Origin of the sequence: Streptomyces flaveolus, from assembly GCF_000716535.1 — a bacterium.
GTDB classification, from domain to species: domain Bacteria; phylum Actinomycetota; class Actinomycetes; order Streptomycetales; family Streptomycetaceae; genus Streptomyces; species Streptomyces flaveolus_A.
The window spans coordinates 135004-161094 of the sequence record NZ_JNWV01000022.1 but is presented as its reverse complement, the minus strand read 5'-3'; the positions used below and the strand labels follow the sequence as shown (position 1 = coordinate 161094).

25 protein-coding genes, 1 tRNA gene and 1 pseudogene are annotated in these 26091 nt (G+C 72.3%); 14 read left to right on the top strand and 13 right to left on the bottom strand.

The window, feature by feature from the left end; translation table 11 throughout:
- Positions 1–416 precede the first annotated feature (416 nt).
- The 4 genes from OO52_RS24660 to OO52_RS24645 are packed head-to-tail and all read right to left on the bottom strand — an operon-like array spanning position 417 to position 5614.
- Entirely contained in the window at positions 417–1778 is a 1362-nt protein-coding gene (locus tag OO52_RS24660; RefSeq protein WP_051819082.1) for an O-antigen ligase family protein, read from the bottom strand.
- Between the two features lie 3 nt (positions 1779–1781).
- Positions 1782–3203 carry an exopolysaccharide biosynthesis polyprenyl glycosylphosphotransferase gene (locus tag OO52_RS24655; RefSeq protein WP_030658131.1) on the bottom strand — a complete coding sequence of 474 codons (1422 nt, stop codon included), beginning with the start codon at positions 3201–3203 and terminating at the stop codon, positions 1782–1784.
- Positions 3200–4462: a glycosyltransferase family 4 protein gene (locus OO52_RS24650; RefSeq protein ID WP_051819075.1), complete on the bottom strand. Its 1263-nt coding sequence runs from the start codon at positions 4460–4462 to the stop codon at positions 3200–3202. Before OO52_RS24650 ends, OO52_RS24655 begins: the two co-directional genes overlap by 4 nt.
- Positions 4463–4516: 54 nt before the next feature.
- Positions 4517–5614 (bottom strand): hypothetical protein, encoded by a 1098-nt coding sequence (locus tag OO52_RS24645; protein WP_030658127.1) that lies wholly within the window; start codon positions 5612–5614, stop codon positions 4517–4519.
- Between the two features lie 214 nt (positions 5615–5828).
- On the opposite strand from OO52_RS24645, the gene OO52_RS24640 reads away from it, so the two are divergent.
- The 7 genes from OO52_RS24640 (at position 5829) to OO52_RS24605 (ending at position 10642) form a co-directional block, all read left to right on the top strand.
- Positions 5829–6068, top strand: coding sequence for a chaplin (locus tag OO52_RS24640; RefSeq protein WP_030658125.1), 240 nt, complete (start codon positions 5829–5831; stop codon positions 6066–6068).
- 171 nt (positions 6069–6239) lie between these two features.
- Positions 6240–7313, top strand: coding sequence for a hypothetical protein (locus OO52_RS52930; RefSeq protein ID WP_234339651.1), 1074 nt, complete (start codon positions 6240–6242; stop codon positions 7311–7313).
- A gap of 133 nt (positions 7314–7446) precedes the next feature.
- The gene (locus tag OO52_RS24625; RefSeq protein WP_030658123.1) at positions 7447–7734 is read left to right on the top strand and encodes a hypothetical protein; all 288 of its coding nucleotides are present in this window, start codon (positions 7447–7449) and stop codon (positions 7732–7734) included.
- Positions 7735–7894: 160 nt separating this feature from the next.
- Positions 7895–8398 carry a DUF5949 family protein gene (locus OO52_RS24620; protein WP_030658121.1) on the top strand — a complete coding sequence of 168 codons (504 nt, stop codon included), beginning with the start codon at positions 7895–7897 and terminating at the stop codon, positions 8396–8398.
- Positions 8399–8675: 277 nt separating this feature from the next.
- Positions 8676–9188, top strand: coding sequence for a hypothetical protein (locus tag OO52_RS24615; protein ID WP_030658119.1), 513 nt, complete (start codon positions 8676–8678; stop codon positions 9186–9188).
- A 100-nt stretch (positions 9189–9288) separates the two neighbouring features.
- Positions 9289–9792: a tyrosinase family oxidase copper chaperone gene (locus tag OO52_RS24610; protein WP_030658117.1), complete on the top strand. Its 504-nt coding sequence runs from the start codon at positions 9289–9291 to the stop codon at positions 9790–9792.
- Positions 9776–10642: a tyrosinase family protein gene (locus OO52_RS24605; protein ID WP_030658115.1), complete on the top strand. Its 867-nt coding sequence runs from the start codon at positions 9776–9778 to the stop codon at positions 10640–10642. Before OO52_RS24610 ends, OO52_RS24605 begins: the two co-directional genes overlap by 17 nt.
- Positions 10643–10717: 75 nt before the next feature.
- Here OO52_RS24605 and OO52_RS24600 read toward each other — a convergent pair whose 3' ends face one another.
- On the bottom strand, positions 10718–11011 hold the full coding sequence (locus OO52_RS24600) for a chaplin (RefSeq protein ID WP_030658113.1): 294 nt from the start codon (positions 11009–11011) through the stop codon (positions 10718–10720).
- A gap of 184 nt (positions 11012–11195) precedes the next feature.
- On the opposite strand from OO52_RS24600, the gene OO52_RS24595 reads away from it, so the two are divergent.
- Complete coding sequence (locus tag OO52_RS24595) at positions 11196–11786, top strand: DUF2087 domain-containing protein (RefSeq protein ID WP_037631002.1); 591 nt, start codon at positions 11196–11198, stop codon at positions 11784–11786.
- Positions 11787–11879: 93 nt separating this feature from the next.
- Here the strand turns inward: OO52_RS24595 and OO52_RS24590 are convergent, their stop codons facing one another.
- The 6 genes and pseudogenes from OO52_RS24590 to OO52_RS52925 form a co-directional block, all read right to left on the bottom strand.
- Positions 11880–12839, bottom strand: coding sequence for a D-2-hydroxyacid dehydrogenase family protein (locus tag OO52_RS24590; protein WP_030658109.1), 960 nt, complete (start codon positions 12837–12839; stop codon positions 11880–11882).
- 317 nt (positions 12840–13156) lie between these two features.
- Positions 13157–13591 carry a hypothetical protein gene (locus OO52_RS24585; protein ID WP_030658107.1) on the bottom strand — a complete coding sequence of 145 codons (435 nt, stop codon included), beginning with the start codon at positions 13589–13591 and terminating at the stop codon, positions 13157–13159.
- A gap of 99 nt (positions 13592–13690) precedes the next feature.
- Positions 13691–14200 carry a hypothetical protein gene (locus tag OO52_RS24580; protein ID WP_030658105.1) on the bottom strand — a complete coding sequence of 170 codons (510 nt, stop codon included), beginning with the start codon at positions 14198–14200 and terminating at the stop codon, positions 13691–13693.
- A gap of 365 nt (positions 14201–14565) precedes the next feature.
- Positions 14566–14787, bottom strand: coding sequence for a hypothetical protein (locus OO52_RS24575; RefSeq protein WP_030658104.1), 222 nt, complete (start codon positions 14785–14787; stop codon positions 14566–14568).
- A gap of 1010 nt (positions 14788–15797) precedes the next feature.
- On the bottom strand, positions 15798–16046 hold the full coding sequence (locus tag OO52_RS24565) for a DUF7660 family protein (RefSeq protein ID WP_030658099.1): 249 nt from the start codon (positions 16044–16046) through the stop codon (positions 15798–15800).
- Positions 16047–16077: 31 nt separating this feature from the next.
- Positions 16078–16433 (bottom strand): annotated as a pseudogene (locus tag OO52_RS52925) (GntR family transcriptional regulator); the annotation flags it as partial.
- Between the two features lie 131 nt (positions 16434–16564).
- On the opposite strand from OO52_RS52925, the gene OO52_RS24560 reads away from it, so the two are divergent.
- Together OO52_RS24560 and OO52_RS52920 are read left to right on the top strand one after the other, a co-directional pair.
- Positions 16565–16846 (top strand): hypothetical protein, encoded by a 282-nt coding sequence (locus tag OO52_RS24560; protein ID WP_030658098.1) that lies wholly within the window; start codon positions 16565–16567, stop codon positions 16844–16846.
- A 258-nt stretch (positions 16847–17104) separates the two neighbouring features.
- On the top strand, positions 17105–17371 hold the full coding sequence (locus OO52_RS52920; RefSeq protein WP_234338020.1) for a hypothetical protein: 267 nt from the start codon (positions 17105–17107) through the stop codon (positions 17369–17371).
- A gap of 178 nt (positions 17372–17549) precedes the next feature.
- On the opposite strand, the gene OO52_RS24550 is transcribed toward OO52_RS52920, so the two are convergent.
- Positions 17550–17625 (bottom strand) — tRNA-Arg (locus OO52_RS24550).
- Between the two features lie 320 nt (positions 17626–17945).
- Between OO52_RS24550 and OO52_RS24545 the strand changes: the two genes are divergently transcribed.
- The 4 genes from OO52_RS24545 (at position 17946) to OO52_RS24530 (ending at position 24767) form a co-directional block, all read left to right on the top strand.
- Positions 17946–19553 carry a dynamin family protein gene (locus tag OO52_RS24545; RefSeq protein WP_030658096.1) on the top strand — a complete coding sequence of 536 codons (1608 nt, stop codon included), beginning with the start codon at positions 17946–17948 and terminating at the stop codon, positions 19551–19553.
- Positions 19554–19556: 3 nt separating this feature from the next.
- Entirely contained in the window at positions 19557–21944 is a 2388-nt protein-coding gene (locus tag OO52_RS24540) for a YfjP family GTPase (protein WP_030658088.1), read from the top strand.
- A 600-nt stretch (positions 21945–22544) separates the two neighbouring features.
- Positions 22545–23078, top strand: a complete 534-nt coding sequence (locus OO52_RS24535) for a single-stranded DNA-binding protein (RefSeq protein WP_078876903.1) — start codon at positions 22545–22547, stop codon at positions 23076–23078.
- Positions 23079–23408: 330 nt separating this feature from the next.
- Entirely contained in the window at positions 23409–24767 is a 1359-nt protein-coding gene (locus OO52_RS24530; protein ID WP_030658083.1) for a Cys-Gln thioester bond-forming surface protein, read from the top strand.
- Positions 24768–24784: 17 nt separating this feature from the next.
- Here the strand turns inward: OO52_RS24530 and OO52_RS24525 are convergent, their stop codons facing one another.
- A complete protein-coding gene (locus OO52_RS24525; RefSeq protein WP_051819073.1) occupies positions 24785–26026 on the bottom strand; it encodes a cellulose-binding domain-containing protein in 1242 nt (413 codons plus the stop codon).
- Positions 26027–26091 lie beyond the last annotated feature (65 nt).

Here is a 26091-nt window from a genome sequence, read left to right as displayed (position 1 = left end):
CCGGGGGGGTGGGGGCCGGAGGGGGGAGAGGCGGCTGGGCCGGGGCAGGCGGCTGCTGCGTGGGGGTGGGGTCGAGGGGCGGTGGTACCGGCGTCACGGCGGGGTTCGTCTCGGTGGGGGCGGGGTGTGCCGGCGGATGGGCCTGGCCCGATGTGGGGGCGGGTTTCACCGTGGGGGGTTCGGCCGACCGGGCCACCGGCAGAGCGACCCCTCCCGCCCCGGGTCTCGCGTCCACCGTCGGCCGGTGCGCCGTACCGGGCCGCGTCCTGGCGTCCACCGTCGGCCCGCATGCCGGACCGGGCCACGGCCCCGGTGCGCCGCCGGTTCCGGAGCGCGTCATTTCATCGGCCTTCGGTTGCGGTGGGGCAGCGTCCGGTGGGGTGCCGGCTGTCGCCTTCGGGCCGGGTGGATGACCGTCATCGCAGGGCCGCCTCCCCCGTCACCCTCTCCCGCGTGACGAGGGAGGATGTGCTGCCGCAGGAGACGGCCCGGTCTGCGCCGACCAGCGCCCACCAGGCGACCAGACCGAAACACACCGCCGTCAGTACGGTCGACGGGCCGCCGATGTCGGCATACGCGAAGTCCACGAGCTGCCACACCAACAGGCCGCACGCGATCAGCGCGCAGTCCAGGCTCCGGCCGCCGGCCGCGCGGGTCCGCCACAGGCCGCGCAGCGCGCACACCAGCAGGGCGAGCCAGGAGCCCGCGAGGCACAGCAGTCCGAGCAAGCCCTGTTCGCTGAGGACCAGCAGGTACATGTTGTGCGGTGAGAGCAGCGGCTGCCGGCGGTAGGCGGCGCCCGCGCCCGCGATGTCACTGCCCGAGGACAGAGCGAGCGAGGCGTGCCCGTCGCGGTGCTCGGGGAAGCCCTTCAGACCGACGCCGGTGAGCGGGCGTTCGCGCCACATGTCGATGGCCGCGGCCCACATCGTGTACCGGTCGGTGACCGACTGGTCGGGCGCGTCGGTCACCTGGGTGATGCTGTCGAACCGTTCCTGGAGCATCGTCGTACCCACCCCGAACCCGCCCACCAGCACCACACCCGCAGCCAGCACGGCAGCCCCCGCCTTCAGTGCCCGGCGCAGGCCGGCCAGGACCAGCTGGACGGTGACGGTGACCGCGGTCGCGATCCAGGCGCCCCGGCTGAAGGACAGGGCGAGCGGAACCGCGAGGGCGAGCGCGCAGCAGGCGGCGAACGCCCGCCCTCGTTCCGTGGACCGGCCGAACGCCAGGCCCACGGCGCACACCAGCCCGAAGGACACCACCGTCGCCATGCCCATCACGTCCGTCGCCCCGAAGGTGCCGACCGCCCGGATGTCCTGGCCCTGGTAGGAGGCACCGGTGCCGGTGACGTACTGGTGCACGCCCAAAGCCCCCTGCCACCCCGCGAGGGCCACCACCGACCAGGCCAGCAACCGGAAGTCGGCCCGGCCGCGGACGAGGAGGACGACGGCGGCCGGAACGAGGACGAAGACCTGGAGGTAACGGCCGAGCCCGGTGATCCCGGCACCCGGCGCCACCGCGTGCAGCGCCGCCAGCGCGAGACCGGCCACCGGCAGCCCGAGGATCAGCGCGGCGGTGCGGGTGAGCGGGCGGCGGCGCGCACGCAGCAGCCGTACCGCGCAGAAGAGGACGACCAGCGCGGACAAGGCGTCGGCGGGGCCCGCGCCGCCCTCGTCGCCGGAGGCGACCGGCAGCGCGAGCAGCGCGACGACGGCCAGCACCGGCAGCGCCGGCGACGGCCGCGCGGGGCGGTGGAACGGCAGGGTGAGGGCCATCGGTCAGCTCCCCGTGGACCGTACGAGCGCGGCGGCGGTGCGCAGCATGATGCAGACGTCCTGCCACAGCGACCAGTTGTCGATGTAGGCGTTGTCGAAGCGGGCCCGGTCCTCGATCGAGGTGTCGCCGCGCAGCCCGTTGATCTGGGCGAGCCCCGTGATGCCCGTCTGCATGCGGTGGCGGGCCGCGTAACCGGGGTAGGTCTGGCTGAACTCGGCGACGAAATAGGGCCGTTCGGGGCGCGGGCCGACCAGGCTCATGTCGCCCCGTACGACGTTCCACAGCTGGAGCAGCTCGTCCAACGAGGTCTGCCGCAGGAACCGGCAGAAGGGGTTCATCCTCCGTTCACCGGCCACGCTCCACCGGGTGGCCGCCTCGTGCTCGTCGGCCGGACGGTGGGTGCGGAACTTCAGCAGTGTGAAGGGCCGGCCGTCCTTGCCGATGCGCTCCTGCCGGAACACCACCCCGGGCCCGTCGGTGAGCCGCAGCACCACCGCACACACCAGCAGCACGGGGCTGACCAGTACCAGCAACGCCCCGGACACCGCGATGTCCAGCAGCCGCTTGGCCACGCTCGTCCGCCGCCGCGCGCCCAGGTCCAGGCGGCGCACGGCGAACCCGGCGAGCTGGTCGCGCATCCCGTACGCCGGACTGTCCGCGTCCACCTCCCACAGCGTGCAGCCGGACTCGGCGAGCGCCCGCAGCAGCGGCGCCTTCTCCGTGCGCACGGCCGGGTGGACGGTGAGGACGACTCCGACCCCGTTCTGGATGAGCGCCCGCTCCACCTCCTCGCCGGTGGTGAGCACCGGCAGCCCGCCGGCGCCGTCCGGGTGTTCCGCGACCACGCCCACAGGGCGCACCCCGCAGCCCGGCTGCCGGAGCAGCGCGGCGGCCACCCGCCGAGCGGTCACCGCCGGCCCGATCACCAGGGCGGGACGCGGGTGGCGGCGCAGCGTGACCCGGCGCCGCCAGTGCACCGCGCCCCGCCCCGCACCGGCCGCCGCCGCGTGCAGAGCGCAGCCCAGCAGCAGCGTGGAGGTGGTGAGGGCGCTGCCGGGGGCGTACGTGGCGAGCAGGGCGGCCAGGCACAGCCAGACCACCGCGATCCGCCCCCACACCGCGGGGAGTTCGTCGAGGACGCCGTGCACCGATCGCGCGGAGGGCGGGCGCAGCAGCAGCGCGCCGGACACCAGCACCGCGACCGGCAGCGGGCGGCGGGTGGCCTCGTCGAGCGCAAGGCCGCCCACCAGTGCGGCGAGCAGGTCGGTGGCGAGCAAGGGCAGCGGTGAGGCGGACCGCTCGGGCGGGCGTCGCGGCGGGAACCGGAAGCCGCCTTCGCCGCGGGCCGGCAGGACGGAGACAGGTGAGAATCCGTGGTCCCATGGCTGCGCGCCGGGGGAGGGGACGGTGCTTTCCGCAGTCACGAGTGGTTGGACTCCCTGCACTCGGAGGACACGAGCTCGGTTGTTCCGCCGGTCGCCGCCGGGGCGTCGCAGTCTGTGTCGGCGGTGCCGAGGAGGGTGCGGTAGAGGGCCGCGAACCGTTCGGCCGTGAGCCGCACGTCGTGCGTGGACAGGACGTACTGACGGCCCTGGTCGCCGAGCGCCGCGCGCAGTGTCGGGTCGGACAGCAGCCCGGTGACCGCGCCGGCCAGTGCGGTGGGATCCTGTGGCGGCACCAGGCAACGCTCGGCGAGCGCGGGCGGCAGGCTCTCCCGGGCACCGTCGACGTCGGTGACCACGACGGGTGTTCCGCAGCCCAGTGCCTCCAGCGGGGCGAGCGCCATGCCCTCCCAGCGTGAGGGCAGCACCACCAGGTCGGCGGCCCGGTACCAGGGCACGGGGTCGGGGACGGCGCCGGTGAAGTGGACGGAGGAGGGTGCCTGTCGTCGTAAGGCCTCGCGGTCGGGGCCGTCACCGACGAGCACGAGCCTCGCCCGTGGCAGCACGCCGACGACCTCCTCCCAGGCCCGTAGCAGTACGTCTTGACCCTTCTGGCGGCAGAGGCGGCCCACGCACACCACCAGGGGACGGCCCTCGTCGCCGGGTGCGGGTGATCCCAGCGGGAGCTCCTCGGCGGCTCGCGGTGCGGGTGAGGGGGCTGTCGAGCGGCCGGGCGCGGTGCCGGAGGGTGGAGCCGGGGAGAAGCGGGTCGTGTCGATGCCGTTGGGGATGACCGTGTAGGCCGCGCGCACCCCGGCGCGCAGACCTGTCGTGCGCTCCGCCTCACTGACGCACACCACCCGGTCCGCCCAGCGCGCCCCCCACCGCTCCCAGCGCAGGGCGAGCGCAGCGGTGACGCCGCCGACCGCCTCGAAGGACCAGGCGTGCGGCTGGAACACGGTCGGCACGCGCCCGCGGACGGCGAGCCGCGCGGCCAAACCTGCCTTGGCGCTGTGCGCGTGTACCAGTTCGGGCCGAACCTCGTCGATCAGATGTGCGAGCCGACGTACCTCGCCCGGCAGACCGGGCCCCGGGGAGCGGCCCGCCCGCCATTGCCGGACGTCGGCGCCCAGGTGCCGCAGGCCGGCGGCCAGTGGGCCGTCCGGGCAGGCCACCGTGACGCGCAGGCCCGCCGTGAGCTGGGCCCGCGCCAGGTCGAGCACGACCCGGGCGACACCGCCGTCGACGGGTTGCGCGAGGTGCAGGAGCCGGGGCCGAAGGACGGGTGCTGGCTGGTGCATGCGCGGGTTACCTCGCTCAGGGGGCGCTCAGGACTGCGGTGGTGAACGCGGCTTCTACTTACGGGCGTCCACGGCGGCGAAGAGCGCGCCGGCCCATGCCGCGTCCGCGTGGGAAACGAGCCGGAAGCCAGGCTGGTCACCACCGCGCCGCAGAGCCCGGCCGAGATCCAACACGTCGGAGTCGTAGCCGAGCGTGTTGTCGTAGGCCGGAATCCGCCGGGCGGGTACGTCACCCGGTTCGCTGATCGTGGAGTTGAGTACGTCGTCTGAGGGATTGGCGGAGTCGCGCAGTGCGACGGGCGTACGCCGGGGGCCGACGGAGAGCGTGAGCGTCTCGCCCACGCTCCCCCGGTCGCCGTCGTACGCCACCAGGCCGACGCGTCCGCCCGCCCCCGCCGGTACGCGCATCCCTGTCAGACGGACGTCAACGGGGGTGTCCAGCGACTCGAAGCCGTCCCAGAGGGCAAGCTCGCGCAGCGGTTCCGCGGGGTTCTCGTATCCCACCACCAGGGTCCAGCCGCCCCACGCTCCGGCCGTCGGCCCGCCCGCGGCGATGTTGACCTGCGCGACGGTGTACAGTCCCGAACCGCTCTCCCGTACCAGCCGGGTGACGTCGGCCGAGGCCTGGAAGGCGTCCACGCCGGCTGCCTCCCGGTGGCCCTCGACCGTGTCGGCGAGGACCTCCCTGTACGTGCCGCCCGGTCCGGCGATCAGTACCCGCCCGTTGTCGCGCGGCGGCTTCTGCTCGCCGGAGCGAGGATTGCCGCCCCAGTACAGCCGGGCGTACGTCACCCGGCCGCCCTCGGGGACGCGGACCTCGGCCCGGGAAGAGTTGTAGGTGCGGGGGTCGCTGTCGACGTCGACGTAGACCATGTCGAAGTCGCCGTTAGCCGCGGTCAGTCCTGCTCGCACCGCCTGGCATGCGGATGCCTTCGAGGCGCGGCAACTGACGGAGGTGTTGGCCGCGCGGACGAAGCCGCCGTGCTGCACGGCGTGGTGACGCGGGGCGAAGACCTGGCGTGCGGCCTCGGGGGAGGGCGGCGCGCCCGTCCGGGCCGCGGCCGGGGTCGTCAGGACCGGGAGGACGGCGAGGGTCGTGGAGGCGAGGGCGCCCGCCGTTGTACGCAGCAGCGGACCCATGAGATTGCGCATGACCGGCGGTGCCCTTTCGCACGTCCCGAAGAGATCCGCAACTCTAGTCGATATACCTACAAATCCGGACAAGATTTGCAAGTGTGTTGGAAAGGTGAAGGCACCCCGTCCTCACATCACCCCATTGGCGGCACAACCCCCGGCGGCGACGTGCGTTGACACTGCGCCGGGCGTCCGCTCGGATGTTTGTGTCGACCCCAAGGAGCACCTCTCCATGTCGCGTATCGCGAAGGGCCTGGTCCTGACCTCCGCCGCCGTCGCGGCCGTCGCCGGCGGTGCCGGCGTGGCCTCCGCCGACGCCGGTGCGGGCGCCGCCGCCGCCAAGTCGCCGGGCGTGCTGTCGGGCAACGTCATCCAGGTCCCGATCCACGTCCCGCTCAATGTGTGCGGTAACACCGTCAACGTCATCGCCCTGCTGAACCCCGCGTTCGGCAACGCCTGCGTCAACGACTGACATCGGGACGCATCCTTCGGCCGGCCGTCCGCCCCGCGCGCTCGTCGCGGGGCGGGCGGCCGGTTTTGCGCTCCTCCGAACGGATCACATTCCGTACGCGAGCGGTTGCGCACGGAGATCGGTGAATCGACGGTGGGCACAGGTCCCCACTGTTCACCGAGAGGAACACCCATGCGTGATCTGCCTGTCCGGCGTCTCGCGTCCACCGTCCTGTGCGCGTCCGTTCTCATCGGCATCACCGGCCCGATCGCGGTCGCCGCCGACGCGTCCCGGGAGCACGACCGTGCCGCCTCCCGGGCGCCTGTCCCGGCAGCGGAGAAGGAGAAGCTGCTCGCACAGGTCAGGACCCTCGGCACCGCCGGTTCCGTCCTCGATCCGGTCGTCGACCTGCTCAACCAGTCGCTGGAGAAGGGCAAACTGCCCGCCGAGGACGCCAGACGACTTGGGGAGGCGGCGAAGCAGGCCATCGTCAAGGCCGCCACCGACCCGAAACCGGCCGCCCCGACGGCTCCGGCCCAGGCAACCGCTCCCGTGCGCCCGTCGACCCCCTCCCAGCCGTCGGCGCCCACTCAGCCGGCGGCGTCCGTGCAGCCCACGGCTCCCGTGACGTCCACGGCCGCGAAACCTACGACGGCGTCCAAGCCCGCGGCTCAGGCGACGCCGACGGCATCCGCGACTCCTGCCGCACCGGCGAAGCCCGCGGCTGCGGCGAAGCCTGCGGCACCCGCTTCACCGGCGACCACCGCGAAACCCGCGACTCCTTCGGTGCCGGCGACTTCCCCGGTGGCGACGAAGCCCGCCAAGCCGATCACCACCGCCACGCCGACCGCTCCTGTGTCCCCGGCGGCCTCTGCCAACCCCGCGAGCCCCACCGCCCCCGCGTCACCGTCCGCCCCGGCGTCACCATCCACCCCCGCGTCAGCCTCCGCCCCCGCGGTCTCCGGCGTCCCGGCGGCCCTCACCGTGCAGGCGGCCAAACGGCACGCGGACATCGTCAGCCTGCCCTCGTCCCGTGACCTGGCCGGTGACGCGCTCTCCGCGCTGCAGACCGCGATCGACAATCTGGTGAAGGCGGTCACCGGGCAGCTCGACCAGCTCCTGTCGTCCGCGACCGACGTGGTGTCCGGCCTGGTCGACCTGGTGGGGGCGACCCTCCTCGGTGAGGACACGCCCGCTCCCAGCGTCGAATCCCTGCCCTCATTGCCCAGCCTCCCCACGGAGCCCAGCCAGTCGGCGACCGGCTGAGGCGTGTGGTTCCCGGCGGCCGCACGGCAATTTCATATGTCTTCTCGATGCGGAGTTTCCGGCCCGGCCGGACATCGTTAGTCACGGCGTCAGAAACCCCTGGGTGACGTGAGTTGCCGAAGAAAGGAACACGATGAAGTCCCTGAAGGCCGCCGCCGTAGTCACCGGTTCCGTGGCCCTTGTCGGCGTCGCCGCACCCGCGTTCGCCTATGACGCCCACCACCTGCCGCCCATGAGCGTCAACGGTGCGCTCGCCCACCTCGCGGAGAAGCCCCCCAAGGTGAAGGACCTGATGCCGCTACAGCACCAGTCGAAGGCGCTCGACACCGAGAACAAGGACTCCGTGCTGGGTCACCTGAAGGACGTCACCACGTCCGTCAACCACCGGCCGCTGCTCGGTGGGCTGCCCCTGAAGCGCTGACACCCTCCGCCCCCGACGGGCCGGTCCCGCAGCCATGCGGAACCGGCCCGTCGGCGTATGACGGGGGCCGTCCCCCGATCGTGTGGAGTGGCTTCGGACGCTGCTCCGGAAGGGTGACAAGCTGTCAGGGCGCGCCACGGCCCGTCGATAGGGTCGCGCGGTGACCTCAGTACCCAGCGAAATCCGCCCCTTCCGCGCCGCCGACCTCGGGACGCTCGCCCTGCTCGCCTGGATGGCCAGGAACGAGGAGGGCACCGGCAGGACCCCCTGCCTGCTCGCCTGCTCCCTGGGCGACGGGCCGGGCGGCCCGGAAGGCGCGTCCGCCGCCGCGGCCCGGCTTCTGGACGACATGCGGCTGCCGGTGGGCGGCGATCCCATCGACGGCACGACCCGGCCGAGCCTGAAGGTCAGCATGCTGGTCGTCGCCGGCCAGATCGTCCTGCAGATGCCGAACGTCACCACTCAGGTCACACCGCCGGCTGAGTGGCTGGAGGCGGTCGGGAACCTCGGTTACACCTATTTCATGTTCACCACGCGCGTCTGCCCCACGACCGGCCCCCGCCGGCCGGTCGCGGGCCCGGAGCTGGCCGCGTTCGCGGGCTCCCCGGAAACGACGAACGCCGCCGCGCACGTCTACCTGCCCGCCCGCAGGCTGCGCGCTTGACGTTTCGGTGACGCAGGCGGAAGCCGCGGCCTCGCCCCCTCGCTCATCCTCACCGGAGCTGCCGGCCTGCTCGCCACGCCGGTCATCGCCGCGGACGAGTCGGCGCTGCTGGAGGACCCGGGCTCCGTCCCCGTGCAGCCTGAGCGGTGCGTTGGTGAGACTTCTGGACGAGCCGACTATTACGGCACTCGGGGGAATTCCGAAATGACGGCGTTTTCCGCTCGTTACCCGGTACGGACCTCGAACCCCCGCAATTCCTGAAGGGACCGTACCTGACATGAAGCCGATCACCCGAGGAACGCTTGCCGCCGTCGTCACGGGCGTCGCGGCCACCGTGGGCGCCGCGGCCCCCGCCGCGGCATCCGGCACGGTCCCCGTCCCCGTGCCCCTGGGCGGCGCCGCCCGGTCGCTGGGCATGGAGGCTCCCAAGGCCGGCGCCGAACTGCCGCTGCTGAAGCCCGGCGCCCCCGACGGGCCCCGGTACGTGACGGGCCGCCTCGTCCCCGACCGGACCCTGCCCCAACTGCCGGTGAGCAGCGGGCTGCCCGGCCTGGACGCCAGGGCTCCGCTGCCGCACCTCCTCGACGACGGCTTCGACCACGTCGAGGTGGACTCACCCACCGGCGACCTGCGGGCCCTCACTCCGGGCCTGTCCCTGGACGCCCCCCTGAGCGCACCCGCCGGGGGCGACTTCGGTCTGCCGGGCGCCAGGGTTCCGCAGGCGGGTGTCCTTCCCCCGGTCGTGCGGACCGTCGCGGACGGCAACGTGGGCACGGGCCCGGGACTGTAGCCCGGCACGACCGTACCCGCCGTATGGCTCCCTTGCGGTGACTCCGCGCACTCCCAGCCGGTTAGCCGGTAGGGACATCGGAACCGGACGAGGAGCGAGCATGGTCGTCGGTGTGGGCGGAGCAGGGGTCGGTGCGGAGCGGCGGGCCGGGGTGAGGGCGGCCAGACCGTCCCGGCGGGAGATGGCGCGGGGGCTGCTGGCCTCCGCCGCCGCGCTGGCGCTGGCACCGCTCGTCGCCGCCTCCCGGCCGGCGCCACCGGCCGAAGACCCCAGCGGCAGCTCTTTCGACGAGACCTACCGGGGCCGCCGTATCCGCGGTGCGCTGGTACCCGCCGCAGGCCGCGAGGAGGCCGACATCGAGTGGCGGATCACCATCGATGGCAGGCCGCTGCACCTGATGCGCCGGGCCGACGGCACCTGGCTGAGCATGATCGACCACTACACGTCGTACCGGACGCCGCTGGAGGCGACCCGGGCGGCCGTGGACGAGATCGGGCCCGGCCGGCGGCTGCGCGACCTGGCGCCGCGCCCATTCGTCGGACACTTCGGCGCACACACCGGGGAAGAGGCGCACCAGGGGGGCCCGCATGACGTACGTGCGTAAGAACGTCGGCACGCTCACCGCAGGCGAGCGACGACGGTTCGTGAACGCGCTGCTGACGCTGAAACGGCGCGGCGAGTACGACGAGTTCGTGCGCCTGCACATCGACTTCTACACCACCGACGGCGAGCACGGGCTGCGCACCGCCCACATGGCGCCGTCCTTCCTGCCCTGGCACCGCAGGTTCCTGCTGGAACTGGAGCGGGCGCTGCGCCGTGTCGACTCCTCGGTGACGGTGCCGTACTGGGACTGGACCCGGGACCGTACGACGGCCTCCGTGCCGTGGACGAAGGACCTGCTCGGCGGGAACGGCCGGCGCTCCGACCGGCAGGTCATGACCGGTCCGTTCGCCTATGCGGCGGGCTACTGGACCCTCAAGGAGGGGGTCACCGACGGCAAGTTCCTCACCCGGGACCTCGGCCGCTCCGCCGCACCTCTCCGACTGCCCACCCGGAGAGAGCTGCAGTGGGCTCTGGACGACCCCGTCTACGACGCCTGGCCCTGGGACTCCACCGTCCGCAGAGGCTTCCGCAACAAACTGGAGGGCTGGGGGGCCGGCAGCGGCAGCGGCTCCTGGAAGAACCACAACCGGGTGCACCGCTGGGTCGGCGGCGCGATGCTCGGCGGTGCGTCCGTCAACGACCCGGTGTTCTGGCTCCACCACGCCTTCATCGACCTCCAGTGGTACCGATGGCAGCGGGCCCACCGCAACCACCGCTACCTCCCGGCCGAGCCGCCCGGTACCTCCGACCGGCAACACCAGCGGGTCGTCGCCCGGCACGAGAAGCTGCCGCCGTGGGACGAGACGCCGGACGAGCTGGAGGACGTGAGCGGGATCTACCGGTACGTGTGAACGGGTCGTGCCCGCATGCGGAAAGAGCCCCGGCGCTCGGAGTGCCGGGGCTCTTGCCTGTGGGGGTCGATCCGCTCAGTTGCCGTAGCCGCTCTGACCAGGGCCGGGGTTGCCGGTCTTGCCGTGGCCGTCGTCGTTGGCGCAGGCGTTGCCGAACGCGGGGTTCAGCAGCCCGATGATGTCCACGGTGTTCCCGCACACGTTGACCGGGACGTGCACCGGAACTTGGATCACATTGCCGGAGACCACGCCGGGCGAGCTGAGGGCCGCACCCTCGGCACCCGCGTCGGCCAGGGCCAGCCCGGCCCCGCTGACCACCACGGCACCGGTGCCGAGAGCGACACCGGCTGCCTTCGCGATGCGAGACATCACATTCTCCTTCTGTAGCTCGGGAAGCGCGACGGCGGAGCAGCCACCGCACTTCCCGTTCAACGGCGCCGCACCAGGCTGGTCACGGTGACCAGCGGGGGATCACTCTTTTAACGTGGGCGCCGCCGTGCTGCCGGTGTTTATTCACGGGCGTCGGCCCGGGCCCCGCCCCTACCCTGCGGGTATGGACACGGACAACGTTCCCGGCAGCGTTCCCGGCGCCGGTCCCGACGCACGTGAGCGGTCGCGGCAGCTCATCGGCGTGCTCGCCGAGGAGAACAGGTTGCGGGCCTTCGCGGCGGTGGCGCTGGGGGCGCGGAGCACGCGGGAGGTCGCCGAGACGGCAGGACTCCCGCCGAAGGACACGGCCCTCGCGCTGCTCAGGCTGCGCGAGCAGGGAGCCGTGTCCGACGGACCGGAGGACGGCCTGGCCGTCGCCTACGGCCTCCTGCGCGAACTGGCCCGCCCGCAGCGACCGGAGCGTTCCGCGCGCCCTGCCGGGGGCGACGTGGTGAGCACCTTCGTCCGGGACGGCCGGCTGCTGCGGCTGCCGGCCCAGTGGACCCGTAAGCAGCAGGTGCTGCGGCACATCGCTGAACGGACCTTCGAGCCGGGTGTCGCCTACCCGGAGCGGGTCGTGAACGAGCGCCTGCGGGCGTGGTGCGAGGGCTCCGACGACATCGACCATGTGGCGCTCCGACGGTACCTCGTGGACCTGCACGAGCTGCGCCGGAGCGAGGGCGTGTACGTACGTGTGCCGGGCCGGGCGGCCTGACCGCAATCCTGACCTGGTGGTCCTGACCTGGTGGTTCTGACCGTTACGCCAGGACCGTTGTGCCAGGACGGGTCCGCCGGGACCGGTCCGCCTTCAGGGGAGCCGTCGTACGGGGGAGCCCGCCAGATATGCCTGGATGTCCTCCACGGCCTGGCCGTAGTACGTCGTGTAGTTGGCGTGGGAGACGTAGCCGAGGTGGGGCGTGGCGAGGAGGCGCGGTGCGGTGCGCATCGGATGACCGGCCGGCAGCGGTTCGATGTCGAAGACGTCGACGCCGGCGCCGGCGATACGACCCTCGCGCAGCGCGGCCAGCAGCGCGTCCTGGTCGACGATCGCTGCGCGTGAGGTGTTGACGAGGTAGGCGGTCGGTTTCATCAGGGCGAGTTCGGCGGCGCCGACGAGACCGCGGGTGCGGTCGCCGAGGGCGAGGTGGACGGACACGAAGTCGCTGTCGCGGAGCAACTCCTCCTTCGACCCGGCGAGTTCGACGCCCACCTCCTCGGCGCGCTCCCTGGTGAGGTTCTGGCTCCACGCGCTGACGCGCATGCCGAAGGCGAGGCCGACCTGGGCGACGCGGCTGCCGATCTTCCCCAGCCCGAGCAGACCCAGCCGGCGGCCGTGCAGATCGGCGCCGACGGTCGACTGCCACGGCCCGTTGCCGCGCAGCGCCTCGCTCTCCTGGACGATCCCACGGGCGAGACCGAGCAGCAGCGCCCAGGTCAGCTCGACCGGCGGGGTGCTGGAACTCGCCGTACCGCACACGGTGACGCCGTGCGCCTCGGCGGCGGCGTAGTCGATGACGCTGTTGCGCATCCCGGAGGCGATGAGCAGCTTCAGCCGGGGGAGGCGGGCGATCAGCGAGCCGGGGAAGGGTACGCGTTCGCGCAGGGTGACGACGATGTCGTAGTCGGCGAGCGCCGCGGCGACGGCGTCCTCTCCGTCAAGGTGCTCGCGCAGCGCGACGACCTCGACCTGGTCCTCGATCACCGACCAGTCGGCCAATCGGGCCGCCACACCCTGGAAGTCGTCCAGCACCACACAGCGAAGTCGCACGCGATCTCCCTCCTTGCCGGGGACTGTAGCGCGCGGCCCTCTGGCCCCTGCCACTTCCCCGTCACCTCCAGCCGTCGATCACATGCGGCAGCCCGGGTGGGGAACGCGAAAGACGTCAGAGCCGGCGCAAGCCCCACACGCGTTCGCCGCTCTGAAGGTGGGCGTTTCGCCGGCAGCTTCTTCGTGTGGCCGGACCCTGCCGGCGCGCTTGAGGGCGGGCGTTGGTGGCGTGGCCCGTCGCACCTTGCGAGTGCCGCGCCGGGCTGTCGAGTGCCGTTGTCGTCAGCGCCGCCGTCGGCCGCGGTTCTGGCTACCGCTCAGATCCGCCCGCCGGTCAGACGGGTGATGGGACCGAGCGTGCGGCGCCCCGCGCGGCGACCCGCCATGTATGACGTGGCACCCAACGCCGACAAGCCCGCACCGACACCGGCGGCGAGGAGCTTTCGTTGGGCGATCAGCGTCCATCCCGTCTTGGCGAAGGTCACGGCCTGCCCCGAGGCCGCGACGACGGCCTGGCGGCCGGCTTGGACCCGCTCGGCCGCGCTGTGCAGGACCGCGGTGCCCGTCCCGGCCACGCGCTCGGCCCCGTTCGCGGCCGATGACGCCACGTCACGGGTCTTGTCGGCCGCCTTGTCCGCCGCCTGCGACGCGGGAGCAGTCGCCTTCGCCGTGGCCTGGCGGGCCTTGGCGGACGCATTCCGCTTGGAGTCGGAAGTCTGATTCGTGCCGCTGTTCGATGCAGTCATGGACATCGGCTTGCCGCTCACGTCAACGGCAAACTCGCTACGCCGGGGCGGTGGACGCGCGGTGGACACTCAGCCGGCCATCGGCTGACCGCCTTGCGTCGGCGGTCAACTCGAACCGGTGGGCGAAGAAAGCCAAGCGAAGGCGTCCGCTGTTCGGGTGGCCAGCGATCCGATGCGCCAGGAATCGGTGACGTCGGTCCAGCCGTGGAGGTACGCGCTGCGCGCGCCGTGCTCCGCTGCTTGGTCATAGAAGAGGGTGAACCGGTAGACCCTGCCGTCTTCGGAGATGACTTGACCGTCCTCGTGACCGGGTCCCTCCTGCAAGAGGTCGACGACGATCGTTCGGTCCGGATCGAGTCCCTGGCCCTTCAGGAGCTCCCGCAACCGGCTCCACAGGTCGTGGTCGCTGGTGCGCAGGAGATCGGTGTACTGAACGACGATGCTTGACACCATGAACCCCGTGATCGGGGAAAGTGCCGGCGACCGGCTGACGCTCTGCCGAAGCAGGCGCAGGCAGCCGGCACTCACTACAGGAGTTCGGCCCGCGGCCCGCTCCGGCCGCTGGCCGCTGCCCCTCGACTGGCGCGGCAGCCGGACGGAGACGCTGGTGTACACCCTGGTTCGTTCCGGCGTTGTTCAGCCGTGGATGTCGGGCCTGCTGCTCCGTAGCGCTGGGGGAACGGACACGGAAGGCCCGCGTCGGCCGCCGAGTCCCCCGTGACCGGTGGGAGCCGGCCGCACTGGATCAGGCTGTACTCGCGCCGGAGACGTGTCCTTGCTCGTCCTCGAACACAGCGGCCTCGTCCTCCCCGAAGTCCGGGGCCTGGAAGGGATTCGTCGTCGGAGACGGCGATGCTGTGGCAGAGGAACGAGGCGCCCCCTCCGGAGCGGAGAACAACGAGGTCAGGTCGATGAGAGGTCTCCCTTTTCCGTACAGATCCGTGGCCGGACCTGGCGTTTCTTGACTGGACACAGAGGTCCTACAGCTTGGTCATCTTGGCGTACGGGCTCAGGATCCGCTCTTGCGTCGAGCCGAAATCCACGAGTGCCGCGATCCCGTCCTCGACACCGATCACTCGACCGAGGCCGTACATGTCGTGGGTCACTTGGTCGCCCACCGCGAAGTGCTGGGGAGCCGGCGTGACCCGGGCCTTGAAGGGGCTGGTGGGCAAATGGCGCTTCAGTGCAGCAGGCTTTGTCATTGCCCCCAGTATGCGCCCGCGGGCATCTCGTGCGCTGCGCCCGTCCACGTCGGGTTCGACACATACCCGGGCGGCAACGTCCACAGCAGGAGAGGAGCCGGGTCGTCGCACCGGTGACCTGCGGCTTCAGTACCTGGCGCGAGAGACCGGAACTCGATCACAGAACACCCGCTCGGACGCCCACCACCCAGAGACCCCCGGCCCCGTCCTCGACGGCCGCTCGTACACCGTCCGCTTCGGCGCACAGCTCGGCATCCGTCCGATCCACTCCGCCGGCTACCCGGGCACCTCGGAGCTGTCCAGCCGACTGTCGCCGCGTACATCGCCAAGTACGCCACCAGGAGCGTTCGAGACCGCCGGGGTCCCCTGGACCGCCCCGTCCCAACCCCATCCCGGAGGCGACTCCTACTGAGGTGGACCGACGACCGTCCGGGTGCCGCGTACGTCGTCGCCCTCCACCCCGGACTCTGACGTGGGGAACTGCGCGGTCTCCACCGGGCCGCCGTCGACCTGGGGGACGGCTCGTTGGAGGTCCGTACGGCGCTCGAGCGTGTCGACGAGTCCTGACTGTGCCGAGGACACGCCGCTTCGAGCGGCCGGTGCCGCTGCCTCGCGTCTGCGTGTGCGTCTACGCCTTGCGCCGGCGCGAGTCCGGGGTCTTGTTCACCCCGCGGCTCGGCATGGCCATCGAGTCACGGAACCTCAACCGACACGGGTCCCCGGTCCGCGAGCGTCTGGGTCTGGACGTCCGCTTCCACGATCTCCAGCACACCTGGGTGACCTTGCTGCCCGGCACCGGCGTCCCTGCCGCACATCGTGCGCGACATCATCGGTGACCGAGAAGCGAGATTCTCGCAGGTAGCGCTGGCGCCCCCGGCAGGGCTCGAACCTGCGGCCAAGTGTTTGGAAGGCACCTGGTGGATCTGGGTCACACCCTTGCTGATCTGCTTTTCTTCGCGTGCCACGCGCGTCATCGACTGGCCTTCGACACGCATTCGACACGGCTCGGCCTACTCGTACACGGTCGCCGCTTGCAGGGCTCGAGCGAAGAAGGTCCAGTCACCGCCGGGCGGCAACTCCCGGCCCGTGTTGCTGTACCACCCGTCCGCATCGTCTATCCAGGCGGCCAAGGCCTCCAAGAAGCTCGGAAGGTCCGCGTTCTCCCACGAGCTTCCTTCTTCGGCGTGGCTGTGATGCAGGGAACGGACGAACGCTGCCAGGTCTTCTCTGCTGCCGACGCTATCGGGAGAGGTGGTCATGTCTGCGGACCCTACTTGGCACGCCAACCTTTGTCCCGACACACAGGTCGCCCTCGGCGATGCCGAGCCGCGCCGTGATGTCCGCCGGCCAGCACCTTGGCCTCGGTCCGGCTCTCCCAATCCCCTTGTCTACCCCCGGCCTTCATGTCCGCCGGAACGGAGACCCGTCGGGCCGCTCACGCGCGGACGAACGGACCACCCGCACCCGCTGCCGGGGCTCGGCGACGTAGCAGCCCGAAGCGGCGTGGATCTCCAGCGCACCCTGGGAAGTCAGCAGTTCCTGAGCCCGGCGGACCCCGTTCTCGCCCACCCCGCACTTTGGCCGGTCTGGACGCGGGACTGCGGACGGCCCCTGGGCTCCCAGGGAAGCGGATTCACCCCGGTCAGGTCGGTCGTGGTCCCCGTGGGAGCGCTGTCGGCGGGTGTGCGCGTTGGTCGTCGCTGAGCACCCTTACATGCCCCGGAGGGGGCTCAGCAAAGAGGCAACGCGGCTGCGCCAGAAGCGACATGCTTGAACCATGACCAGCCGTAACGCCACCCACGACTTCTTGGCGCACAACCAAGCCATGATGCATACGTACTGCTACCAGATGGCCGAGACATGGCTAGAACTGCATCCAGAGGCCACGGCCAGTGAGTTGTTGGGGTTCCTGAGGGAACAGGCGCACACAGCGCAGACTGCCGCAGCTGAGGTCTACGTAGCCAAGGAAGGCATGACCATGGATGAAGCCATGGAGTTCCAGAAGCGCCACTACGACTACCGAGACCTGATGCGTCGAGAGCTGTCCCCGAACAACTGATGCCGGTGGAACGACTTCGGCTGAAGCTTCGAGTCACTGGTCCGTCGACGGCGCGTACTGCGGGACACTCACCCGCGGGTACGCCGCCTCCTGGCAAGAGAAGCCCCCACGTTCAATGCCGACGACCAGTGCGAGCTGCTGATCCACACAGCGACGCCGGAGAGCGGCAGCGCATCGCCGATGAACAGCTCCACCCGGGTGATCTGCTCTTCCGGGGTGAGCCCGGCTGCATCCTCGCCGGCTCCGTCATCCGCCGACGTGGCGCGCGCACGGAAGGCCGTACTGCCCCCGCATGTCTACGAGTCAGCCTCTGAGCGGCGCGTGTACGACAACCGGAACACGCGCCGCACGGAGTGGCTCAACGACGGGATCCCGCCCGCCCAGGTGGCCGGGTGGGCCGGGAACAGCGTGGCCGTGCTCCTGGCGACCTACGCCCGGTGCGTCGACGGGCAGCTGCCGGACCTGAAGCGGCGGCTGGAAGTCGCGGGTGGTCTTCCGGAGGCGGAGGTGCCGGGCGCTGGCTGATCTTCGACCGGTCTAGGACTTCGGCACGTATTCGACACGGCCACCCGCGAGAACCCGGTGACAGCCGGACGGCCCCGGAGTCTGCCCTTGATCATCAAAAGGGCGTCCGGGGCTTCGTCGTGCCCGCTGACATCCGCTCTGACCTGCGAAAAGCCCTCCCGAGCGGGAGGGCGGAGAATGGCGCCCCCGGCAGGACTCGAACCTGCGGCCAAGCGCTTAGAAGGCGCCTGCTCTATCCACTGAGCTACGGGGGCCGGTGGGATGGCCTCGTGCCTGGTGCCCTGGTGGGGGCTGACCCGTGACGTTGCCGGGGTCAAGGATAGGGCTCCCGGTTCCTTGACCCTGTCGCCTCGCCTCCGTGGCTCGATGTGGAGGTTCGGTGAAGCGGTCCTGATAATCGCAGGCAGGTACGAATCGTGCACCGCTTTTGGCGCCTGACGCACCGGGTGTTGTGCACTCGTTATGCCTGGACTGTGCCCGTGTCCCGGTCATCCCTTCCGTCCGTTCTGTTCCGTCGGCGCGCAGACATGTCCATATGCTTCAGAATTCCCCTAAAATTGGGCATTCTTCGCATGTGGTGACCTTGGACGTACGGCCTCAGCTGCTCGACACACTCTCCGCTCTGCGCGACCGTGTCGCCGCCGCACGCTTTCCGCTGCCCCTCGCGGGGGCGCCACGCGCGCGTGCCAACCGCGACGAACTCCTCGCGCAACTCGACGACTATCTGGTACCCCGCCTACGGGAGCCCGAGGCGCCGCTGCTGGCCGTCATCGGCGGCTCCACCGGCGCGGGCAAGTCCACGCTCGTGAACTCCCTCGTCGGCCGGCGGGTGAGCGAGGCCGGTGTGCTGCGGCCGACCACCCGGACACCGGTCCTTGTCTGCCATCCGGAGGATCATCACTGGTTCAGCGGGATGCGCGTGCTCCCCCAGCTCACCCGCGTGTGGGTGCCCCACCAGGACCCCGCCGACGAGCTTCTGCTCACCGACGAGGATCCCGCGCGCGTGCTGCGCGTCGAGACCGCCGACACCCTCCCGCGCGGGCTCGCCCTCCTCGACGCCCCCGACGTCGACTCGCTGATCGCCGAGAACCGCGTCCTCGCCGCCGAGCTGATCTGCGCCGCCGACATCTGGATCATGGTCACGACAGCCGCCCGCTACGCCGACGCCGTCCCCTGGCACCTGCTGCGCACCGCCAAGGAGTACGACGCGACCCTCGTCACCGTCCTGGACCGGGTGCCCCACCAGGTCGTCTCGGAGGTCTCCCGGCAGTACGCGGCCCTGCTCACCAAGGCCGGGCTCGGCGACGTACCCCGCTTCACCGTGCCCGAGCTCCCCGAGTCCGCCTGGGGTGCCGGGCTGCTGCCCGCCACTGCCGTCGCACCCCTGAAGAGCTGGCTCGTCCACCACGCCCAGGACCCGGCCGCCCGCCACTACGTCATGACCCGTACGGCCTACGGCGTGCTCAACTCGCTCAAGTCCCGCCTTCCCGAGCTGGCCAGCGCCGCAGCCGCCCAGTACGCGGCGGCCCACCGGCTCACCTCGGCCGTCGAGACCGCCTACGACAAGGAACACGCGCGCGTGCGGGCCCGCCTGCAGTCCGGCGCCGTACTCGCCGGGGACGCCCTCAAACGCTGGCGGGCCTTCCCCCTGGACTGCACCGCCGGGGAACTCCTGGACGCCCTCGTGGACAGCCTGGCCGCCCTGCTGCTGTGCGCCGTGACCGCCGCCGACGAGCGCGTCGACGACGCCTGGCGGCGCGAACCCGCCGCCGACGCCCCGGGGCTCGCCGCCCGGGAGGCCTCCATGGAGAGCGCCGAGCACCGCATCGGGCTCGCGGCCCGGCGCTGGCGGCGCGAGCTGGAGGAGTACGCCGAGGACGAGGTACGCGTGCTGGAACGCACCGGCGCACCCGACCCGGAGGTCGTCGCCGCCCTCGTCGCCACAGCCGTGCTCGGCGGCCGCCGGGCACGCACCGCGGGCGAGGGCCTCGCCGAGCGGCTCGGCGCCCACGGCGTACTGCGCCTGCGCGACCGGGCCGGACGGCTGCTCATCGAACACGTGGACCGCGTCATGAACCGCGAACGCGAGCGGCGCCTCGCCCCGCTCGACGCCCTGGACGTCCATCCCGAGCCCCAGGCCGAACTCATCGCCGCGCTGTCCGTACTGCAGAAGGAGAGGTGACCGGTGACCGCCGTCACTGACCACGACCACACCGATCACACCGAGCACATGAGGCGCATGGACCACGGCAGCGACAGCGGCGACATGGGGTCCAGGGAGCACGGCGGTCGCCCCGGCCCGGGCCCCATGGACGGCGTCGAGCGCGCGGGCGGCCTCCCGGAAGCGCGCCTGAGCCTCCTGAAGGGGAAGCACGGGGACGACGACCCCGGCACCGATCGCCCTGCGGACGCGCCGCGGCCCGCATCCGCCACCGGCCTCTCCGCGGACGAGGAGAGCAAGGTGGAGGGGGAGGGGGAGGACAGCGGCAGGGGCAAGGACGGTGGCCCGGAAGGGGGCGACGGCAAGGGCCCGGACGCCGGCGGCGTGCGCCCGCCGCGCGCGAAGGACGAGAACGCCGACCGGGACGCCGAGCGGGACCGCGACCCCGAGCGGGAAGGCAACAGCGACCGCGACCGTAACGGCGACCGCGACCGTCCCGCGCGCGGGCACGGTGCCGAGGAGGGGGGCACCTCCGGCATCTCCGTCCCCCGGCCACAACCCCACTCGCCGAAGGCCCGCCCCGTATCCGACGCCACGCCGCCCAAGACCACGACCCCGACCGGCTCCGTGAATGGCACCGGCACCGGCACCGACGCCAAGTCCGACTCCTCCGACGCCAAGCCCGACTCCTCCGGCGCCTGGGACGACGGTCTCATCGCGCGGCGCGTCACCGACGCCAATGCCGCCGCCCTCGCCGCCGAGCGCGCCTCCGCCGCGGAACCCGCGCACCGCGGACCCGGCGGCCACACCCCGGCCCCGCTGGCGTACGACGGCCCGCTGCGCTCCCGCCTGGACGCCCTGCGCGAACTCGTCGGGCTCTCCCGTACCCGCCTGGACAGCCGCACCCTCGCCGAGGCCGGCCGTGTCCTGGACGAGGCCGCCGCGCGCCGCAAGCTCTCCGGGCGGCACACCGTCGTCGCCCTCGCCGGAGCGACCGGCAGCGGCAAGTCCCAGCTGTTCAACGCGCTCGCCGGAGTGCCCATCTCGGAGACCGGCGTACGACGGCCGACCACGGCCGCACCCATCGCGTGCAGCTGGAGCGACGGCGCGGCGGGCCTCATCGACCGGCTGGGCATCCCGGGCCGGCTGCGGCGCCGCCCGCTGCACGGCCCCGACACCGAGGGTCAGTTGCGCGGGCTGGTCCTGATCGACCTGCCCGACCACGACTCGGCCGCCGTACAGCACCGCGAACAGGTGGACCGGATCCTGAAACTGGTCGACGCGGTCATCTGGGTGGTGGACCCGGAGAAGTACGCCGACGCCGTCCTGCACGAGCGGTACCTGCGGCCGATGTCCGGCCACGCCGAGATCATGTTCATCGTCCTCAACCAGGTGGACCGGCTGCCCGGGGATGCCGCCGACCAGGTCCTGGACGACCTGCGACGGCTGCTGGACGAGGACGGCATCGCCCTCGGCGAGCACGGCGAACCGGGCGCCACCGTGCTCGCGCTGTCCGCGCTCACCGGCGACGGCGTCGGCGACCTGCGCGAGGCACTCGGCCAGTTCGTGGCGGAGCGCGGCGCGGCGGCCCGCCGGGTGGCGGCAGACGTGGACACCGCCGCGGCCGAGCTGCGGCCCGTCTACGCCACCGGACGACGGGTCGGCCTCAGCGAGGAGGCGCGCGAGGAGTTCGCCGCGCGGCTTGCGGACGCCGTGGGCGCCACCGCGGCCGGTGAGGCCGCCGAGCGCGCCTGGCTGCGCAATGCCAACCGCGCCTGCGGCACGCCCTGGCTGCGGCTGTGGCGCTGGTACCAGGGCCGTGGCGATTCCACGACGGGCCGCCACGTGGTGCGCGCCCAGGCCGACGAGGAGGCCACGGCCCGGCAGAGCGTCGAACAGGCGGTGCGTACGGTGTCCGACCGGGCCTCGGCCGGGCTGCCCGCGCCCTGGGCCCAGGCGGTGCGCGAGGCGGCCGTACGCGGCTCCCATGGGCTGTCCGAGGCGCTGGACGACCTGGCGGCGCGGGCCGGACTGCCACCGGGCCGCCCGCCCCGGCCGGGCTGGTGGCCGGTGGCCGTACTGGTCCAGGCGGCGATGACCCTGCTGCAGGTCGCGGGCGGCGCGTGGCTCGTGGGACAGATCGCCGGGGTGATGGCGCCCAACCTGGGTGTCCCGGTGCTGCTCATGGTGTGCGGGATCATCGGCGGGCCACTGGTGGAGTGGGCCTGCCGGATGGCGGCCCGGGGACCCGCCCGGCGCTACGGCCAGGAAGCGGAACGCCGACTACGGGAGGCGGCGGCGAGCTGCGGCCGGGCCCGGGTGCTCGATCCGGTGGCGTCCGAGCTGCTGCGGTACCGGGAGGTGCGTGAGCAGTACGGGAGGGTCGTGCGCACCGGGAGCGGGGTGAGGTGAGGCCCGGCCGGCGCGGGGAGAGGTGGGGTGAGAAGGCCCGGCCGGGGCGGGGAGAGGTGAGGTGAGAAGGCCCGGCCGGCGCGGGGGGAGGCGGCCGGGAAGGGGTGGATGACGGGAGTGGCGGGCGGTGGTCATCCGCGCGGGTCGACAGCCGAGCGGGTCGACAGCCGTGCGGGTCGTCATCCGCGTGGGTCGCCGCTCGTGCGGGTCGTTCGCCCGTGCCGGGTCACCTGCGAGGGTCGTCGCCGGTGCCGGGTCACCTGTGAGGGTCGGCACCCGTGCCTGGTCATTTGCGAGGGTCGGCACCCATGCAGGGTCACCTGTGCGGGCCGGCACCCGTGCGGGTGGCGGAGTTTTCCACAGGGGGGCGGTCGTCCACAGCGCTCAGCGGGCTCGTCCCGGCGGAGGCAGTCTGAGGTCACGGCGATCGCACGGCGGGTCCGGCCAGGAGGAGCGGCGGGCGGTGCGGGCGGTCGTCGGGACGTGCCGGCGCGTACGGCAGAGGTACGCGCCGGCACGGCAGACGCAGCCGTACGGGACGGGCCCGTACGCGTGTCCGCCCGGCCGGAAAGGCCCGGGCGGGGGAGGGGAGCGATCGAGATGAACGAGACCAACGTCTGTGTGGTGGGCAACGTGGCGACCCGGCCGGCCTACCGCGAGCTGGCGACGGGACCGGCGGCCCGGTTCCGGCTCGCGGTGACCGCGCGCTACTGGGACCGGGAGAAGAACGTCTGGACCGACGGGCACACCAACTTCTTCACGGTGTGGGCCAACCGGCAGCTCGCGGTCAACGTGGCCGCGTGCGTGGAGGTGGGCCAGCCGGTCGTCGTCCAGGGCCGGCTGAAGGTGCGCACGGAGGTACAGGGACAGCAGCAGTGGGCGTCCGCCGACATCGACGCCGTGGCGATCGGCCACGACCTGTCGCGCGGCATGGCCTTCTTCCAACGCGCGGTCAAACCGGAGGCGCCACCGACGGCGGCACGCCCGGAGCCGAACTGGGAGACACCGCGGCCGACGGAACCGGGGGGCGGCCGGCCGGAACAGGGCGGCCAGGAGCAGCAGGGCACGCACGAACAGGGCTTGGAGGAAGAGGGACCCGCGCCACGGGAACAGCAGGCAGTTGCGGTGACGTGACGTCAGCGAGGCGTCGCCGCCCATACGTTGGCGCCGAGCCCGTCCACACGAGTTGTGCGTGGCTTCTGAACACGCGGTACGAACCGGGGGATTTGTCGATACGGCCAGCTCGCGGACGGTCCCGGCGATAACGATTACGGATCGGATCGGCCATCGGATGATCCGACCGGCGGGTGAGGCTCCGACTGATCCATAGGATGCCGGGCGTGCCCCTAGGGGCTGCCGATTCTGCTGGTGGGACCGTCCCCCACGTCCAACGGGTCCTGCTCGAAGGGGAATTCTGTGCTTGCTGCGCTCTCTGGGTTCTGCCGATCCACGGGAACGGCCCGCATGGCCGCCGTCACCACGGTGACCGGCCTCATGGCGGCCGGCGTGCTGTCCGGCGCCGGTACGGCCGTGGCCGAGGACACACCGCAGACCCAGGGCGGCGCGACGGCCACGATCAACGGTCTGAAGACCTACGGCGAGGCCGTGATCCACGAGGACGGCGGCGACCAGCGGGTGTCCGCGGGCCTGTTCGAGATGTCCGTGGACGGCGGCGGCACCCTGCAGACGTACTGCGTCGACCTCCACAACCCCACCCAGCGGGACGCGAGATACCAGGAGACGCCCTGGAGCGGCACCTCGCTGGGCACCAACAAGGACGCGGGCCGGATCCGCTGGATCCTGCAGAACTCCTACCCCCAGGTCAACGACCTCGCCGCACTCGCGCGGCGCGCGGGAGCGAGCGGGCTGACCGAGCAGGACGCGGCGGCCGGCACCCAGGTGGCCATCTGGCGCTACTCCGACGGCGCGAAGGTCGACGCCGTGGACCCGCAGGCCGAGAAGCTCGCCGACTATCTCGAGAAGAGCGCCCGGAACGTCGCCGAGCCGCAGGCCTCGCTCACCCTCGACCCGCCCGCGGTCTCCGGCCGGCCGGGCGACCTGCTCGGGCCGGTGACCGTGCACACCAACGCGGGCGCGGTCACGGTGAACCCGCCGGCCGACGCGGCCACCAGCGGAGTGCGGATCATCGACAAGACCGGCAAGGTGATCACCTCAGCCCGGAACGGCAGCCAGCTGTTCTTCGACGTCCCCGAGGACGCCGCGGACGGAGCGGCCCAGCTCAACGTGCAGGCGTCGACGACCGTGCCGGTGGGCCGGGCCTTCGCCTCCGAGAGCCGCAGCCAGACCCAGATCCTGGCCGGCTCCAGCGAGTCCACGGTCTCCGCGACCGCCACGGCCGGCTGGGCGGAGAAGGGCGCCATACCGGCGGTCTCGGCCCGCAAGAACTGCGCCAAGGGCGGCGTGGACATCACCACGGCCAACAAGGGTGACGAGCCGTTCACCTTCCGTCTGATGGGCACCGAGCACACGATCCCCGCGGGCGCGTCCCGCACGGTGACCGTGCCGCTCCAGGAGGACCAGGCGTACGACTTCACGATCACCGGCCCGCATGGCTTCAGCCACCGCTTCACCGGCGTCCTGGACTGCAAGACCCAGGGCACGATCACGACGGAGACGGCCCAGCTCCACACCGAGCCCAGCCCGGCCACGGCGGGCGGTGACACCGCGGACACCACCAACCTGGCCGCGACCGGTGGCTCCATGATCACTCCCATGATCGCGGGCGTGGCCATCGGGCTGGTGGTGATCGGCGGCGCCGTCCTGATCGTGCTGCGAAAGAGGGAGTCGACCCACGGCGGGTGACCCCGGGACGGGGCTCGTCAGCAGCCGATCGGCGCCGAACCGACGGCCACGTCGTCGAACCACAGGGTGTCGTCACCGGTGCCGTAGCTTTCCCAGCCGAGCCGCAGAGCCGTCGGCCGGGGTGGCGTCGTCCGGGAGAGCCACTGCTGGTCGACGTCCTGGGTCGGCACTCCGTCGGCGTGCAGCCCGGGCACCTGCTCGCTGTCGAGCCAGGTGTCCAGCTTGGGCGCGGAGGTGTCGACCGCGAACCGCAGGCACTGCCAACTGCCCGTCGGGAGCGGCCTGCTCAGCGCAACACCCGCCGGACTCTGCGCGGGCAGCGTGGCGTCGTCGCTCTCCCGGTTCCACTGGAGCGCACCGTTCTGGCCACCGACCCGCAGCGCCCGGCCGCCCTGGGAGGAGTCCGGCATGGACACGAAGGTGACATGGGAAGAGGGGAGTGGGGTGGTGTGCCGGATCCAGAGGCGGACGTACAGCACCGGGCCGACCGAGGACAGGTCGGCGGTGGCGGCGACGAAGGCGTGGTTGCAGTAGCCGGCCCGCCCGTCCACCCGCACTGACCTGGTGCCGCTGTGCGCCACGGCCGTGTCGACGACGGCCGCGCCCGTGCCCTGGCAGTCGGGCGCGGTGAAGCGCCAGTCGCCGGACGGAGAGGTGCCGGCCTGGTCCTCGAAGCCGGTGCAGAGGGCCGCGCCGTCGCAGTCGGCGGGCGGGTCCGTAGGGGGAGGGGTGCCCGGCGTGGTGGGTGGTGTGGTCGGCGGGACGGTGCCGTCACCGGCGCAGGGCACGCCGTTGAGGCTGAAGTCGGTGGGAGCGGGGTCGGCGGACTGCCAGGTTCCCTGCAGCCCGAAGTCGGTACCGGCGCCGCTGGGCAGGGCGGCGTTCCAGTCCAGGCCGGCGGCGGTCACGGAGTGGCCGGTCTGGGTGACGGTGGCGTTCCAGGCCGAGGTGACGTGCTGGTCGCCGCCATAGGTCCAGGTCAGGTGCCAGCCGTTCAGCGCCGGGCCGAGGTTGGTGACGCGGATCTGGGCGGTGTAGCCGCCGGCCCACTTGTTGACGGCGTAGTCGACGCGGCATCCGGTCGCCGTACCGGCGCCACTGGCGGGCATCGCGACCAGGAGCGGCACCACCAGCGCGAGAGCGGCCGTGGCTGCGAGTGCGGTTGCGGCTGCGGTCCAGGGCCGGCGTAGCCATCGGGGGCATCGGGTGCGTCGGGAGCACCGGACGCATCGCAGGCATCGCACGAGCAGGGCGGGCATGTGCGGCTCCTAGCGGGAGGGGGCGGGGAGGGAGGGGGAGGGGGAGGGCCCCCCGCGGTATTGGG